At 50.5% G+C, this 13,629-nt stretch carries 15 protein-coding genes; 1 reads left to right on the plus strand and 14 read right to left on the minus strand.

The window, feature by feature from the left end; translation table 11 throughout:
- Window positions 1-33: 33 nt before the first annotated feature.
- The 14 genes from ACOCLE_RS10245 to ACOCLE_RS10310 form a co-directional block, all read right to left on the minus strand.
- Entirely contained in the window at window positions 34-1,371 is a 1,338-nt protein-coding gene (locus ACOCLE_RS10245) for a Na(+)-translocating NADH-quinone reductase subunit A (protein WP_419536612.1), read from the minus strand.
- A 722-nt stretch (window positions 1,372-2,093) separates the two neighbouring features.
- Entirely contained in the window at window positions 2,094-2,876 is a 783-nt protein-coding gene (locus tag ACOCLE_RS10250) for a TatD family hydrolase (RefSeq protein WP_419536613.1), read from the minus strand.
- Between the two features lie 124 nt (window positions 2,877-3,000).
- Complete coding sequence (locus ACOCLE_RS10255; RefSeq protein ID WP_419536614.1) at window positions 3,001-3,342, minus strand: PilZ domain-containing protein; 342 nt, start codon at window positions 3,340-3,342, stop codon at window positions 3,001-3,003.
- 48 nt (window positions 3,343-3,390) lie between these two features.
- Complete coding sequence (locus ACOCLE_RS10260; RefSeq protein ID WP_419536615.1) at window positions 3,391-4,410, minus strand: DNA polymerase III subunit delta'; 1,020 nt, start codon at window positions 4,408-4,410, stop codon at window positions 3,391-3,393.
- A 116-nt stretch (window positions 4,411-4,526) separates the two neighbouring features.
- The gene (gene tmk, locus ACOCLE_RS10265; protein WP_419536616.1) at window positions 4,527-5,165 is read right to left on the minus strand and encodes a dTMP kinase; all 639 of its coding nucleotides are present in this window, start codon (window positions 5,163-5,165) and stop codon (window positions 4,527-4,529) included.
- Window positions 5,166-5,209: 44 nt separating this feature from the next.
- Complete coding sequence (gene mltG / locus ACOCLE_RS10270; RefSeq protein WP_419536617.1) at window positions 5,210-6,253, minus strand: endolytic transglycosylase MltG; 1,044 nt, start codon at window positions 6,251-6,253, stop codon at window positions 5,210-5,212.
- Window positions 6,246-7,070: an aminodeoxychorismate lyase gene (gene pabC, locus ACOCLE_RS10275; RefSeq protein ID WP_419536618.1), complete on the minus strand. Its 825-nt coding sequence runs from the start codon at window positions 7,068-7,070 to the stop codon at window positions 6,246-6,248. Before pabC ends, mltG begins: the two co-directional genes overlap by 8 nt.
- A 31-nt stretch (window positions 7,071-7,101) precedes the next feature.
- Window positions 7,102-8,343: a beta-ketoacyl-ACP synthase II gene (fabF, locus tag ACOCLE_RS10280; RefSeq protein ID WP_419537194.1), complete on the minus strand. Its 1,242-nt coding sequence runs from the start codon at window positions 8,341-8,343 to the stop codon at window positions 7,102-7,104.
- 314 nt (window positions 8,344-8,657) lie between these two features.
- Complete coding sequence (gene acpP / locus ACOCLE_RS10285; protein WP_020582918.1) at window positions 8,658-8,891, minus strand: acyl carrier protein; 234 nt, start codon at window positions 8,889-8,891, stop codon at window positions 8,658-8,660.
- A 223-nt stretch (window positions 8,892-9,114) separates the two neighbouring features.
- Complete coding sequence (fabG, locus tag ACOCLE_RS10290; RefSeq protein WP_419536619.1) at window positions 9,115-9,885, minus strand: 3-oxoacyl-ACP reductase FabG; 771 nt, start codon at window positions 9,883-9,885, stop codon at window positions 9,115-9,117.
- A gap of 14 nt (window positions 9,886-9,899) precedes the next feature.
- A complete protein-coding gene (gene fabD, locus ACOCLE_RS10295; protein WP_419536620.1) occupies window positions 9,900-10,838 on the minus strand; it encodes an ACP S-malonyltransferase in 939 nt (312 codons plus the stop codon).
- A gap of 208 nt (window positions 10,839-11,046) precedes the next feature.
- Window positions 11,047-12,078, minus strand: a complete 1,032-nt coding sequence (gene plsX, locus ACOCLE_RS10300) for a phosphate acyltransferase PlsX (protein ID WP_419536621.1) — start codon at window positions 12,076-12,078, stop codon at window positions 11,047-11,049.
- An 8-nt stretch (window positions 12,079-12,086) separates the two neighbouring features.
- Window positions 12,087-12,269, minus strand: coding sequence for a 50S ribosomal protein L32 (rpmF, locus tag ACOCLE_RS10305; protein ID WP_066016808.1), 183 nt, complete (start codon window positions 12,267-12,269; stop codon window positions 12,087-12,089).
- Window positions 12,270-12,289: 20 nt separating this feature from the next.
- Complete coding sequence (locus tag ACOCLE_RS10310) at window positions 12,290-13,048, minus strand: YceD family protein (RefSeq protein WP_419536622.1); 759 nt, start codon at window positions 13,046-13,048, stop codon at window positions 12,290-12,292.
- On the opposite strand from ACOCLE_RS10310, the gene ACOCLE_RS10315 reads away from it, so the two are divergent.
- Window positions 13,047-13,628 (plus strand): Maf family protein, encoded by a 582-nt coding sequence (locus tag ACOCLE_RS10315; RefSeq protein WP_419536623.1) that lies wholly within the window; start codon window positions 13,047-13,049, stop codon window positions 13,626-13,628. The genes ACOCLE_RS10310 and ACOCLE_RS10315 overlap by 2 nt on opposite strands.
- Window position 13,629 lies beyond the last annotated feature (1 nt).

The following is a 13,629-nucleotide window of genomic DNA, read 5'->3' on the forward strand; positions in this document are numbered from 1 at the left end:
CGAGTCAAGGAGTTTTCTTAATGGCTTCACTGATTACCCCTCCAGCTCAATACGGGTCAGGTTGTCACGCAGCAGGGGGCCGTACTCATATTTACCCGCACAGACAAACGTACAAAGAGCCAGATCTTCTTCTTCCAGCTCAAGCGCACCCAGTTTCTGAGCGGTATCGGTATCGCCAACGATGATTGCACGAAGCAGCTGTGTCGCCAGGATGTCCAGAGGCATCATCTGCTCGTAGTTACCCACGGGTACCATTGCACGCTCACCACCGTTCGTGGTTGTGGTGAAGTTGAACAGACGGCTCTTGCTGAGGCCAGAGGTCATGACGCGCAGAATGGAGAAGCGGTCAACCATTGGATTAACCCAGCCCAGGAACAGACGCTCATCGCTCTCTTCCAGCACGGAAACCTGATTATGGTAACGTCCAAGGTAAGCGAATGGGCCGTTGGCAGTGCGACCACCAAAAACCGAACCAGAAATAATACGATTGGTCGCAGGCTTCAGTTCACCAGCGGTGATTTCATCGGTGGAGGCACCCAGGCGGGTACGAACCAGACGCGGCTTTTCAACCTGAGGTCCTGCCAGCGAGACAACACGGTCAGTGAAAAGCTTGCCAGTGGTAAACAGTTTACCCACGGCGATCACATCCTGATAACCCACCTGCCAAACCGTTTTGGTGGCAGAAACCGGATCCAGGAAATGGATGTGCGTGCTTGGCAGGCCTGCAGGGTGAGGACCCGCAAACTCTTCGCTGTTGGCAATGCCTGCTGGAATGTTGGCACCTGGTGCCTTACACAGAAAGATCTTGCCACCGCTGAGTTTGCCCAGGATATTGATACCCTGCTCAAACGCTTCCGCGTGCTCCCTGATCACTACTTCTGGGTTTGCGGCCAGCGGGTGAGTATCAATCGCCGTGACAAAAACGGAAGCCGGACGGGTTCCTAATGCTGGCACCTTGCTGAACGGACGGGTGCGCAGAGCAGTCCAAAGACCGGACTCATTCAGCAGCGCTTCTACCTGATCAGCGGTCAGTCCCGCCAGTTCTTCAGGCTTGTACGCTGTGAAGGTCTCTTCTTCTTCCTGGCCATCAACATCAATCACCACGGATTGCAAAATCCGTTTTTCACCACGATTGATTGCTGAAACTGTACCGCCAGCCAACGCTGTGTACCGGATACCCGGTGTCTTCTTATCGGTAAAGAGCAGTTGCCCTTTTTTAACTCGATCTCCCACAGCAACCGCCATCGTAGGCTTCATACCCACGTAATCAAAGCCAATCACGGCCACAGAGCGTGCTGCTCTGCCTTCCGTAATACTTTGTTCAGGCGATCCTGAGATCGGGAGATCCAGCCCCTGTTTGATTTTGATCATACCTTTCGCCTAATCAATCAAGTTGAGGTCAGGAGTAACCCGTCTCTCCGGTGATCCGGAACTGTCCTAACGAATTAAGGAAGCCTGGTTCATTGAGTCTTCTCAGATGAAAAAACACAAAGAAACCGGCTCCCGATAACCAGAGCACTGGCCGGGGCACTGCACATAATGGTCAGTAGACAACTTGAGAAAGGGGAGCAAACACGCCGGGCAAAGCAAAACCCTGAGACCGGAGGCATCAGGGTCAAGCAGCAGGGGCTAAGTAGTGCACCCCTTTTTCAAGGTTACTGCTGCGCAGTTATATTCCCGGAAAGCAATCTGGCAATCCGATCAGACACAGAAAAGACTCCGCTGAAACCAGCAGAATTCTGATGGGCATCCAGATAGACACGCGTCGTAATTTGAGAACACTAAGTTCCTTATATTTAGCCGAAGCATGATCGGAAATTCCGTACCTGAGCCTAAATCCGCAACATCACCGATGAAAATGGTGGTGCGATTATAAAGAGACTGGAAGTGATATGCCATACTGGCGAGCAGGATATTTTTACCAATATCTATTAGAAATAACCAAAAAATACCTTAATCGCCATAGTTTTTCTCACCCCGCTTCGGCAGACAAAAACGATGTGAGAGCAGAGCAAACAGCCCCATAAAACACACAAAACCTGATAAATGACATTTTATTTATCGCATTAAGTTACACGACAATTATTTATTAATCAGACTGCTCGATAAAAAAGCCGATAGAAATTGTCAGAGGTTTTTTCACCAAGCTCCTCAGGCGTAACTCCCTTTAGCTCAGCAATAAATCGTGCCACATCGGCAACAAACCGAGGCTCATTGGACTTTCCCCGATGCGGGACCGGCGCAAGATAGGGGGAGTCGGTTTCAATCAGCAGCCGGTCCATAGGCAGGTATTCAACCACCTCTCTTAACGCCGAAGCATTGCGAAAGGTAACGATACCAGAGATGGAGATGAAGTAATTCAGATCCAAGGCTGCCTTTGCCATTTCCAGAGACTCGGTAAAGCAGTGCAGCACCCCGGCAGACTCTCTGGAACCGTACTCACGGATAAAGTCCAGAGTATCTTCCCTGGCATCGCGGGTATGCACTACCACTGGCAACTCCAGCTCTGCGGCGAGCTCAAGATGGTTAATAAAGGACTGCCGCTGCACCGCCTGAGCGCCTTCGGTAGTGGCATAGTAGTAATCAAGCCCTGTCTCACCGATAGCAACCACTTTTTTATGGTTCGCAAGTGAACGAACAACCTCGATATCAGGCACGACCTCCTTACAGTCCAGCGGGTGAACACCAACTGAGGCATACACATCTTCATATCGTTCCGCCAGCGATACGACTTCCGGACCATTTTTCAGATCAATGCCAATACAGAGCATGCGATCCACGCCCGCTTCACGGGCAGCCTCTACCGCCAGATCAAGATTTCCTTGATAAACACTCAAATCCAGGCGATCCAGATGACAGTGGGAGTCAATAAACATACACAGCCCTATAGACTTTCACACAAGCTGAAGCAATCAAAGCTTTCAGCCAACAGACACTTCAACAAAACACGGCTTTTACTGCAGTGCAGTAAAAGCCGCTAAAATCTTCTAACTTATGAAATCACATCGTATTAGTTGGACGATCTGAAGCCAGAGCCCCGGCAATATAGGTTTCAATCTTGGTTCGAACACTGTCCGTTGGATCATTAAATTGAATACCAATGCCAGCCTGACGGCCACCCTGAGCTCCCATAGGAGTAACCCACACAACTTTACCGGGCACCGGGATTTTTTCCGGTTCATCCATCAGAGTCAGACGAATAAATACATCATCCCCGAGGTTGTAATGTTTATGGGTCGGTACGAACAATCCACCACCACTGATAAATGGCATGTACGCTTCATAGAGTGATGCCGTGTCCCGTATGGTCAGAGACATCAGCCCCTGCATCCCTTTCCCCATGACAACCCTCTCCTTACTATTTTCTAAAATAGCTCATTAAAACCCTGACTATACCACCAGCTCAAGATAGTCACTGAATACACCTTCCATCAGCATCTGGCTATTCAGGTTGGCGCCTTCAAGCAACTGCTGCCTCTGGAGCATGATTTTATCTCTCAACTTCAACAGCTCGGACGCTTCAACTTTCTTAGCAAGATAGTTCAGCATTCTCAACAAATCACGATTTCTAATACTGCTTTCATCGGCGGCCAATTTGAGTTTTACAGCATCATCCAGCCAACTTCCCATCCATGCCAGCAGCTCAGTAACGTTACCGTTATGCCAGTCTTTCGCCATTTCTACCGGAGTAATATTCCCCCGGAACAACTCTGGCACAGCATTAACCAGGCGACCACGAACCGACAAGGTGTCATTATCAAACATTGATCTGGCCGACATAGGTGAACCTGATGAAAGGCTCAATAACTGATCCACCACCAATGAATCGGCAATATGATCCGATAACCAGGCTTTTGACTGAGCAAGATCCGGTACGGTGAAAGAAACCATCTGACAGCGACTACGGATTGTGGGTAACATATCTCCGGAGCGAGCACTGACCAGAATAAAGAGGGTATCACCTCCCGGCTCTTCAAGACTCTTCAGTAATGCATTGGCAGCATTAACATTCATCGCTTCGGCCGGGTTAATAACGATCACCCTGCGCCCCCCCTGCTGGGCGGTTTTACGGGCAAACTCATTGACATGGCGAATCTGATCAATCTTAATGGGCTTTCCTGCTGCCTCAGGTTGAACCACCAGCAGATCAGGATGAGTACCTGCCTTTACCAGCTCACAGCTTTTACAGTGACCACAGGCATAATCATCAGCATTTTGATTGCACAGTACGCGGGTAGCCAGAGCCCTGGCAAAATTCCCTTTGCCAACACCTGGCACACCCTTTAGCAACAACGCATGGGAAAGCAAGCCTGCCTGCATTCGCTGAATCAGAGGCTTCCACTGCGCATCCTGCCAGGGCAGAGGCCCTGACGGAAAATTGTTTACAATATCAGTTGATTCAGAACTCAATTAATCCAACCTTTCACCACTTTAATAGACGCTAACCGCTGTCTGAAAAAGCCAGAACCGCTCATGCTTTTGCAGGTATTGATTGACGGGCGACCATGCATTAGACAGCAGGAAAACTATTTATTCCCAAGCCGTTCCTGCAAAGCTTTAACTATGCTTGCTTCTACCTCTGCAATCGACTGACCACCATCAATAACAACGTATTGATTTGGAAAGCGCTGAGCTCGTTCTAGATAAACATTGCGAACACGGTGAAAGAACTCGATCGCTTCCTGCTCAATTCGATCCAGAGACCCACCCTGCTCGATAGCACGGCCTTTAGCCCTCGCCAGACCTAACTCTGGCTCAATATCAAGAAGCAGCGTCATATCCGGCCTGCGATCACCCTGTACCAGCCGTTCCAGTATGGCAATACGCTGCTCATCAATACCACGTCCCCCACCCTGGTAGGCATAGGTTGCATCGGTAAACCGATCACAAACAACCACTTTACCCTCTGCCAGAGCAGGCTCTATTCGCTGACTTAAGTTCTGACTGCGCGCAGCAAACACCATCAGAAGCTCAGTGGTATCAGTAACGATTTCCTCATGCTCTGATAGCACCAGATTTCTGAGCTGTTCTGCCAATGGCGTTCCACCCGGCTCACGAGTCTCAATAAACTCATGACCAGCAGCTTTCAACCATTGCAGAACAACCCCTTTCGCAGTGGTTTTTCCGGCCCCTTCACAGCCTTCAATCGTCAGAAAAAAACCCATCTATCTCTCAGTTTCATCAGTAACCAATATTTTTCTGTGCATTATTATTGCACAGAAGAGCGATAATCTTTCCGCCGTTCCGTAATCTGATACTTTCGCACGGCACGATTATGCTCAGCCAGTGTTTTGGAAAAGTGGTGAGTTCCATCACCGCGGGCAACAAAGTAAAGCGCTTTCCCATCGGATGGATTCAGTGCTGCCTGAATAGCCTCCCGTCCAACCATTGCTATCGGTGTAGGCGGCAGACCGTGAATAACATAGGTGTTATAGGCTGTTCGCTCCCGAAGCATACGACGATTCAGCTCCCCCTCATAGCGATCACCCATACCGTAGATAACCGTCGGATCCGTCTGCAGTCGCATCCTTTTTTCCAGGCGCCTGACAAAGACACCGGCAATATCAGGTCGTTCTGATGGTACGCCGGTCTCTTTCTCAATAATCGAGGCCATGATTAAGGCTTCATAAGACGATTTATAGGGCAGGTCTTCAGCCTTCTTGCCCCACTCATCCTCAAGAACTGACTGAAGCCTTTTATGAGCCCTTTTCAGAATGGAAGAAACCGAGGTTCCTGCCTCAAAGCTGTAGGTGTCGGCATAAAACAACCCTTCCAGGTTTTCTGTCTGCGGAACATCTTTAATAATTGGAGCCATTACCGCCGCCAGGTTTTTCAACTCTACAGGAGAGCTCAGCTTCGGGTGGCTATTCAAGTCCATTAGTAACTCTTTTAATGTCCACCCCTCCACCAAAGTAGCACTGAAGTAACGGACATCACCTTCAACAAACTTGTTCAACAGCTGCCGATAGGTCGTACCGGGAGCAATCAGGTACTCACCAGCATGAAGGTCCGCAGCAACCCCCTTGACCCTGGCAAGAACCTTAAACATTTCAGGGTATTGAATAAGCTGGCCTGCCGACAGTCGCTTTACCACACGTCCCAGCGAGTCTCCCGGCACAATAACAAACTCTGCATCACTGGCAACCGGAATCTTCTGATCACCGTACCAGTGCAGACCATACCAGCCAACAGCAAGACCTATAACCACTGCCAGCAAACCACCGAACAACGTCAGCAGCAACTTCCTAAGCATTTAATTCTTCCAGTACACAATCTCGAATTTGGGCGGTCAGGGATCCAATCCCCCACTCCCTTCCTTCATATTCAATCACAGGCCAGACACCGTTGACACTGTTACAGAGAAAGATTTCTGCAACATCCAGATCAGGGGATACAGACTGCTCCTGAACACTAATTCCACGATGACGGGCAAACTCAATAATAAAATCGCGACAAACCCCCGATACACCATTAAACGAGAGATCCGGAGTAACCAGGCTCCCCTCATGAGTCACAACAAACAGATTACTCATGGTGCCCTCAATCAGGTTGTCGTCGAAATCACACAACAGACCTTCGTCGTATGCATCTCCCTGCCATTCTCTTCTGGCCAGCACCTGCTCAAGACGGTTCAGGTGCTTCAACCCTGCCAGAGCACTTCGCCCAAGACGTAACTGACAGCGCTTTACCCGCGCGCCATGCAAACCAGGATCACGCGACCTTGACGGCAGAGGGTGAAGTGAGAAGATCCGACAAGGAGAGAGGCAACCCTCGGGGTTATAGCCTCGCCCACCGCTGCCCCGGGTTATCATAACCTTCAGCACAGCGTCTCCGGCCTGGTTATCCAACAGAAAGGCATCCACCTCTCCAAGCAGATGTTCAATATCCAGTGCAATACCCAGCTGTTCGCAAGAGCGCTGCAAGCGACGCCAATGGTAATCTGCAAGCGTTGGCTTACCAACCGAAACCCGAACCGTTTCAAATAAGCCATCCCCATAGGCCAGCCCGCGGTCTGAAACCGGCAAAAAACCTTCAGGCTCACCATTAACCCAGACTGAAAAATCACTCATCCGGCCGCCCTCTTACACATCAGTTTCAGTGTCAACCGTCTATTTTGGAAAATGCCAGCGTGACATTGGTGCCACCAAAGCCAAATGAGTTGGATAAAACATGATCCATCTGCATTTCTCTGGCATGGTGCGGCACATAATCAAGATCACAGCCTTCGCCCAGCTCATCCAGATTGATGGTCGGGGGAATCACACCCTCAACTAGCGACTTGATACTGAATACCGCCTCGACAGCCCCGGCAGCGCCCAGTAAATGGCCAGTCATGGATTTTGTAGAGCTGACCGCCAGACGGGTAGCGTGCTCGCCGAATACCTTATGAATTGCCCGGGTTTCTGCTACATCCCCTGCGGGTGTGGACGTACCGTGAGCATTAATGTACGACACCTCTTCCGGTACCAAACCTGCATCTTCCAGAGCTGACATCATGGCACGTGCGGCGCCACGACCATCTTCAGGCGGTGACGTCATATGCCAGGCATCACCACTCATGCCTGCACCACTGAGTTCTGCGTATATTCTGGCCCCACGCTTAACCGCATGTTCGTATTCTTCAAGCACCAGAATACCGGCACCATCACCCAGGACAAAACCATCACGCTCCGCATCCCAGGGGCGACTGGCTTTTTCAGGCTCATGATTGCGGGTAGAAAGCGCACGAGCTGCCGCAAAACCAGTCATTCCAAGTGCTGACGAACCTTTTTCGGCACCGCCAGCCACCATAAGATCAGCATCACCGTAAGCAATAGTTCTCGCCGCCAGAGCAATGGCATGGCTCCCTGTTGCACAGGCTGTAGAGGTCGCAAAATTGGGCCCCTGAAGGTTGTACTTCATGGAGACCCAGCCCGCCGCCATATTGACAATCGCAGCGGGAATAAAGAATGGGGATATTCGACGAGGACCGTTATTCAGTAACGTAGAGTGGTTCTGTTCAATAGACGTCAAACCACCAATACCCGAACCAATCGCCACACCATAACGGTGAGCACAATCGTCATCAACAACAACACCAGAGTCCGCTATTGCTTCAGCTGCAGCAGCAACACCGTACTGGATGAAGACGTCCATTTTTCGGGCATCTTTTTTGTCAATAACACCAGCAGGATCAAAACTTTTGACCGCCCCACAGATAGAGACACTGAACCCTTCGGTATCAAGGTGAGAGATCGCCTCAATACCACTGCGACCTGCTACCAGATTTGACCAGCTGTCATTGACATTATTGCCCACAGGGGTGATCGCCCCCATGCCTGTCACAACCACTCGCCTACGCATTCGCTGCGATAATCGTTCTGTTTTTTTTTCTTCCGACAAGACTGACTCTCCTGCTGACCTGCCGTACAGATTTAATGATCCGTCATTTGTACATCAGAACATCATCAGGGATGCTCATATGAAAAACGACAACAACACGATGATAATTTCACCATGCAGCCAGCCTTTATAGCCCAGCAGGCTGCCATAAACAACAAAAGCCGCAGACAATCGTCATGCGGCTTTCGACTGGCACACTTTCGAAATACTTCCACTAAAGAAAAAGCATCGAAAAAGCGTGTCACAAAGAAACAGTTGTGCAAATCAAGGCAGAATCAGGAGTGTGCAACAACGTAGTCAATCGCTTCCTGAACAGTGGTGATCTTTTCAGCCTCTTCATCAGGAATCTCAGTTTCGAATTCCTCTTCCAACGCCATCACCAACTCAACAGTGTCCAGAGAGTCCGCGCCCAGATCCTCTACGAATGACGCACTGTTAGTGACTTCGTCTTCCTTCACGCCAAGCTGTTCGCAAACAATCTTCTTAACGCGCTCTTCAATGGTGCTCATACCTTGTTGTGCTCCTATCGATATTCGGTGCAGCCTGAGGCTACAGGTGAACTAGTGTATATGGTCAATTATGGGAATTTCAAGCCAGTTCATGGAAAACCAGTGACTATCCACGCAAATTGACAACAGATTTAATAAAACCCCAAAACCCAACCCATAAGAACAGGGTTTTCTTCTCCCTGCTCATCGCTGTTAAAGCACTACAGAATCGGGCAAGGGAGGATTAATTCATGTACATGCCGCCATTGACATGCAGGGTCTCACCAGTGATATACCCAGCAGGCTCACTGACAAGAAAAGCAACAGAAGCAGCAATCTCTTCCGGCTGCCCAAGCCGGGCCAGAGGAATCTGTCCAAGCAGGAAGGACTGCTGCTCTTCAGGCAGCGCCTTGGTCATATCAGTTTCAATAAAGCCGGGAGCAACGGTGTTCACCGTAATGCTTCTGGAACCCACTTCACGAGCCATCGCCCTGGTGAAACCTTCAATACCAGCCTTGGCCGCTGCATAATTTGCCTGCCCCTGATTCCCCATGGAACCAACGACAGAGCTGATGTTCACTATCCGCCCCCAGCGTGCTTTGGTCATACCACGCAGGACAGCTTTACTCATACGGAAGATGGAGCTGAGATTGGTGTCAATAACATCATCCCATTCATCATCCTTCATGCGCATCAGGATATTATCACGGGTAATGCCAGCATTGTTAATCAGAATCAGCGGTGCGCCATATTCTGCGCTGACCGCCTTGACCACTGCCTGACACTCATCCGCTGACGTTACGTTCAACGCCATACCCTGACCTTGAATACCTTCCGCCTGCAAAGCTTCAGTAATGGCAGCCGCACCGGACTCAGAAGTCGCCGTGCCGATCACCGTGGCTCCAGCTTTACCCAGGGAAATCGCTATTGCTTTGCCAATACCACGACTGGCACCGGTAACCAGAGCAACTTTACCCTTCAGACCCTGTCCTTCCAGCTCTCTTTCAACTGTCATTTCCTGCCTGTTCCTTATTGGTTAGCTTCTGCCAGCATCTGAGCCATAGCCTCAGCAGACTCCAGCGTAGCAATGGGCGCACGTCGTGCAATACGTTTATTCAATCCAGCCAGCACTTTACCAGGGCCGCACTCAGCAAACCGACCTACACCTGCAGCCATCATGGCTTCCACAGACTCAACCCAGCGCACTGGACTGTACAGCTGAGCAACCAGATTCGCCTTAAGCTGAACCGGATCTGAACAGACATCAGCAGACACATTCTGAACAACCGGAATCACCGGCTCAATCAATTCAATACCATCCAGCTCTTTCTGGAGACGCTCTGCAGCCGGCTTCATCAAGGCACAATGTGAAGGAACACTGACCGGCAGCTCGATCGCTCTCTTGGCTCCCGCTTCCTTTGCACACTCAATGGCACGCTTAACCGCTGCAACCTGACCGGCAATCACCACCTGTCCGGGTGCATTGAAATTTACCGCCTCGACAACTTCTCCCTGCGCAGCCTTCTCACAGGCAGCAACCACATCCGCATTATCAAGGCCAATAATTGCAGCCATGGCCCCTTCACCGGATGCAACCGCTTCCTGCATGAAAAGTCCACGCAGACGGACCAACCTGACCGCATCCGCAAAATTCATCGCTCCGGCACAAACCAGTGCTGAATATTCACCCAGGCTATGCCCAGCCATCATCGCCGGCGCTTCCCCCTGACGCTCACACCAGAGACGCCAGAGCGCCACACTGGATACCAGCAGTGCAGGCTGGGTATTCTCGGTCTGATTCAATTGCTCAGCCGGGCCCTCGGAGACCATTTTCAGTAGATCAAAGCCAAGCACCTCTGCTGCTTCAGCAAACGTCGCCTGCACCACAGGCTCTGACAAATAGTCCGCCAGCATGCCAACTTGTTGAGACCCCTGCCCGGGAAAGACAAAAGCAAGCTTGTCCATCATTTCAACCCGCTCTTTTTCCAAAGCGTTCTCTTACAAAGAACACCTAAATTCAATTGGATACAAAGCGAGCCATCTGGATAGAACCACTATAAAATAGGCAGTCAGACCAGAGTTCGGCCACGCTTCCCTGTAGAAAACCGGAGCAATTATAGAAAAAGTAGACAACAAGGTAAGTAAATTTATGTTTCTGATGGCAAAAACAGGCAAACTACCCTCTCAGCATCGACTCTACTTCTTCAGCTAACCGTCCAGGCACATCGCTGTCCACCTCTCTGACCGCCTCACCAATAGCGCGAAAAAAGCCTTCTTCCGTAGAGTGGCCATGGCTTTTCACCACTATCCCCTGAAGCCCCAGAAAGCTGGCACCGTTGTAAACCACAGGATCGATACTTTTATAGATTTTGCGCATTACTGGCGCAATCAGCAGGGAGAGAAAGCGACGCCATAGCGTCTGCTGAAAGGCTGCCACCAGGCTATCACGAATAAGACAGGCAACCCCTTCTCCGGTTTTCAAGGCAATATTACCGACAAAACCATCACAGACCACCACATCCGCCCGGCCGGCAAACACATCATTCCCTTCGATATAACCGATGTAGTTCAGGCGCCCATCCTCCCTCAAGAGACGGTTTGCCAACCGGACCTGCTCATTCCCCTTGATATCCTCAGTACCAACGTTCAGCAAGCCCACCCTGGGAGAAGCAATACCGCTCACAGAAGCAGCAAGCAGAGACCCCATGACAGCAAACTGATAAAGACTGTTAGCCGAACAATCAACATTGGCTCCCATATCCAGAAGCAAAACACTGCCTCCAGCACAGGGAATAGCGCCGGCTATGGCAGGACGATCAATACCGACAAAGGTTTTCAGTGCAAATCGCCCCATCGCCATCAGCGCGCCGGTATTTCCCGCACTGACACAGGCGGCTGCACGACCATCAGCAACCTGCTCAAGAGCAACCCACATGGAACTGCCCTCTTTGGCCCTGAGCGCAGAGGATGGCTTTTCGTCCATACCAATGGTCTTCTCTGCATGAATAACAGTGAGGCGAGACTGATCGAAGGAAACGGAAGAAAGGTGATCAGCAATCAGCTTCTGATTACCAACCAGAGAAAGGTGGAGGTCCGGATAAGCATCCAGAGCCCGGAGGGCAGCCCGAATACGAGAACGGGGACTTTCGTCCCCGCTCATCACATCAAGCGCTATTCTCCGTCCTGGAGTTGCTAACCGTCCTGGCATGCAACGACTCACTCGCTGACTTTACCTTCAAGCACTTTACGGCCACGGTAGAAGCCATCAGCAGTCATGTGATGACGACGATGAGTTTCGCCGGAAGTCGCATCAACAGACAGCTGAGAAGCAGTCAGACTGTCGTGAGAACGGCGCATGTCACGCTTGGAACGGGTTTTACGATTTTGCTGAACAGCCATGTGTCAACTCTCCTGGATCTCTATTTGGGTTCGGTAGTATCTGTTTTCAGACTGGCCAGAACACTGAACGGGTTACGACGCTTTTTCTCTTCCTCTGCCTGAGCAGCGGAAGCCTCAGCCTCTTCATCAGATTCAGTAGTAAAATCCTGCTGAACCTGGCAGGCTTCAGGCGGATGATAAGCCACGATAGGAAGGCTCAAGAGGAGCTCCTCCTCCAACAGGGGTACCAACTCCATCGGCTCCTCCTGGAGCATCAGGGGTTCATAACCCTCTGGCAGGGACCGGGCCTGCTCATCGGTCAATACACCCATCAGGTTGAGGTCTGAACGCACGGGCAGTTCTGCTACATCGAGACAGCGCTGACAAATCATTTTGAGATTTGCCTCAACATGCCCCTCAAGAACCACTCGATGATCTTCGCTCATGTAGAAATGAAGAAAGACCTTCACCTCACCCTGATCGTCAGCGAGACTGGCGACCAGTCGATCAAACTGTTTAAGCGCCAGCGAACCTTCAAACTGTAACCCCTGACGCGCGAGTTTACGCGGATCAACGGTTTTTGGTAATTGGCCTGATAACATAAGCGCGCAATCATAGGGCGATGCCCCTTTTCTGTCAAACAACCTTTTTATCAGATTTTCAACTATTTCATGATTAACATGCCTCAATACTGTATTTTTCACAACCTGCTTCCTGAAGGCGCAGGCGTGTTTCACAAAAATTCGAGACAATGCATACTGTGCTCGACTATCCGCATCACCTGCGTAAAGTAGAATCATGAACATACTATTAGCCTCAGGCTCCCCCTACCGGAAGCGCCTGCTTGAACGACTCAACCTGACATTCAGCCAGGCCTCACCGGACATTGACGAAACTCCTGAAGCGGGAGAGAGCGCCAGAGACTTATCAATAAGGCTTTCAAGGGAAAAAGCCATGATACTGGCAGATCAGCATCCGAACACTCTGATTATTGCCTCCGACCAGACTGCCGCTCTGAACAATACCATTCTTGGAAAACCCAGAACCCGGGAAAAGGCCATCCAACAACTCTCAAGCTGCAGTGGCAGGCAGGTCGTCTTCCACACCGGACTCTGCCTTCTGAAAACAGCTACAGAGCAGTACCAGCTGACTTGTGTGGACTACACCGTCTGGTTCCGAAAACTTTCCAGTACGCAGATTGGCACCTATATAGATGCAGAGAGCCCACTGGACTGCGCTGGCAGCTTCAAATGCGAAGGACTGGGTATAACCCTGTTCGAAAAAATGGCTGGCGATGACCCTGACAGCCTGATTGGACTACCACTGATCACCCTGACCACCATGCTGATGAATGAAGGGGTTTACCCCATAGGCAGGTAAG

The sequence above is a fragment of the Endozoicomonas sp. genome (assembly GCF_965196975.1).
Taxonomy (GTDB): Bacteria; Pseudomonadota; Gammaproteobacteria; order Pseudomonadales; family Endozoicomonadaceae; genus Endozoicomonas.

Excerpts from the sequence above, each read along its gene's own strand:
- fabD (WP_419536620.1), bottom strand. The coding sequence starts at position 10,838 with ATGATGGACAAGCTTGCTTTTGTCTTTCCCGGGCAGGGGTCTCAACAA.
- mltG (WP_419536617.1), bottom strand. The coding sequence starts at position 6,253 with ATGCTTAGGAAGTTGCTGCTGACGTTGTTCGGTGGTTTGCTGGCAGTG.
- fabG (WP_419536619.1), bottom strand. The coding sequence starts at position 9,885 with ATGACAGTTGAAAGAGAGCTGGAAGGACAGGGTCTGAAGGGTAAAGTT.
- pabC (WP_419536618.1), bottom strand. The coding sequence starts at position 7,070 with ATGAGTGATTTTTCAGTCTGGGTTAATGGTGAGCCTGAAGGTTTTTTG.
- ACOCLE_RS10255 (WP_419536614.1), bottom strand. The coding sequence starts at position 3,342 with ATGGGGAAAGGGATGCAGGGGCTGATGTCTCTGACCATACGGGACACG.
- acpP (WP_020582918.1), bottom strand. The coding sequence starts at position 8,891 with ATGAGCACCATTGAAGAGCGCGTTAAGAAGATTGTTTGCGAACAGCTT.
- ACOCLE_RS10315 (WP_419536623.1), top strand. The coding sequence starts at position 13,047 with ATGAACATACTATTAGCCTCAGGCTCCCCCTACCGGAAGCGCCTGCTT.
- tmk (WP_419536616.1), bottom strand. The coding sequence starts at position 5,165 with ATGGGTTTTTTTCTGACGATTGAAGGCTGTGAAGGGGCCGGAAAAACC.
- plsX (WP_419536621.1), bottom strand. The coding sequence starts at position 12,078 with ATGCCAGGACGGTTAGCAACTCCAGGACGGAGAATAGCGCTTGATGTG.
- ACOCLE_RS10250 (WP_419536613.1), bottom strand. The coding sequence starts at position 2,876 with ATGTTTATTGACTCCCACTGTCATCTGGATCGCCTGGATTTGAGTGTT.
- rpmF (WP_066016808.1), bottom strand. The coding sequence starts at position 12,269 with ATGGCTGTTCAGCAAAATCGTAAAACCCGTTCCAAGCGTGACATGCGC.
- ACOCLE_RS10245 (WP_419536612.1), bottom strand. The coding sequence starts at position 1,371 with ATGATCAAAATCAAACAGGGGCTGGATCTCCCGATCTCAGGATCGCCT.
- fabF (WP_419537194.1), bottom strand. The coding sequence starts at position 8,343 with ATGCGTAGGCGAGTGGTTGTGACAGGCATGGGGGCGATCACCCCTGTG.
- ACOCLE_RS10310 (WP_419536622.1), bottom strand. The coding sequence starts at position 13,048 with ATGATTCTACTTTACGCAGGTGATGCGGATAGTCGAGCACAGTATGCA.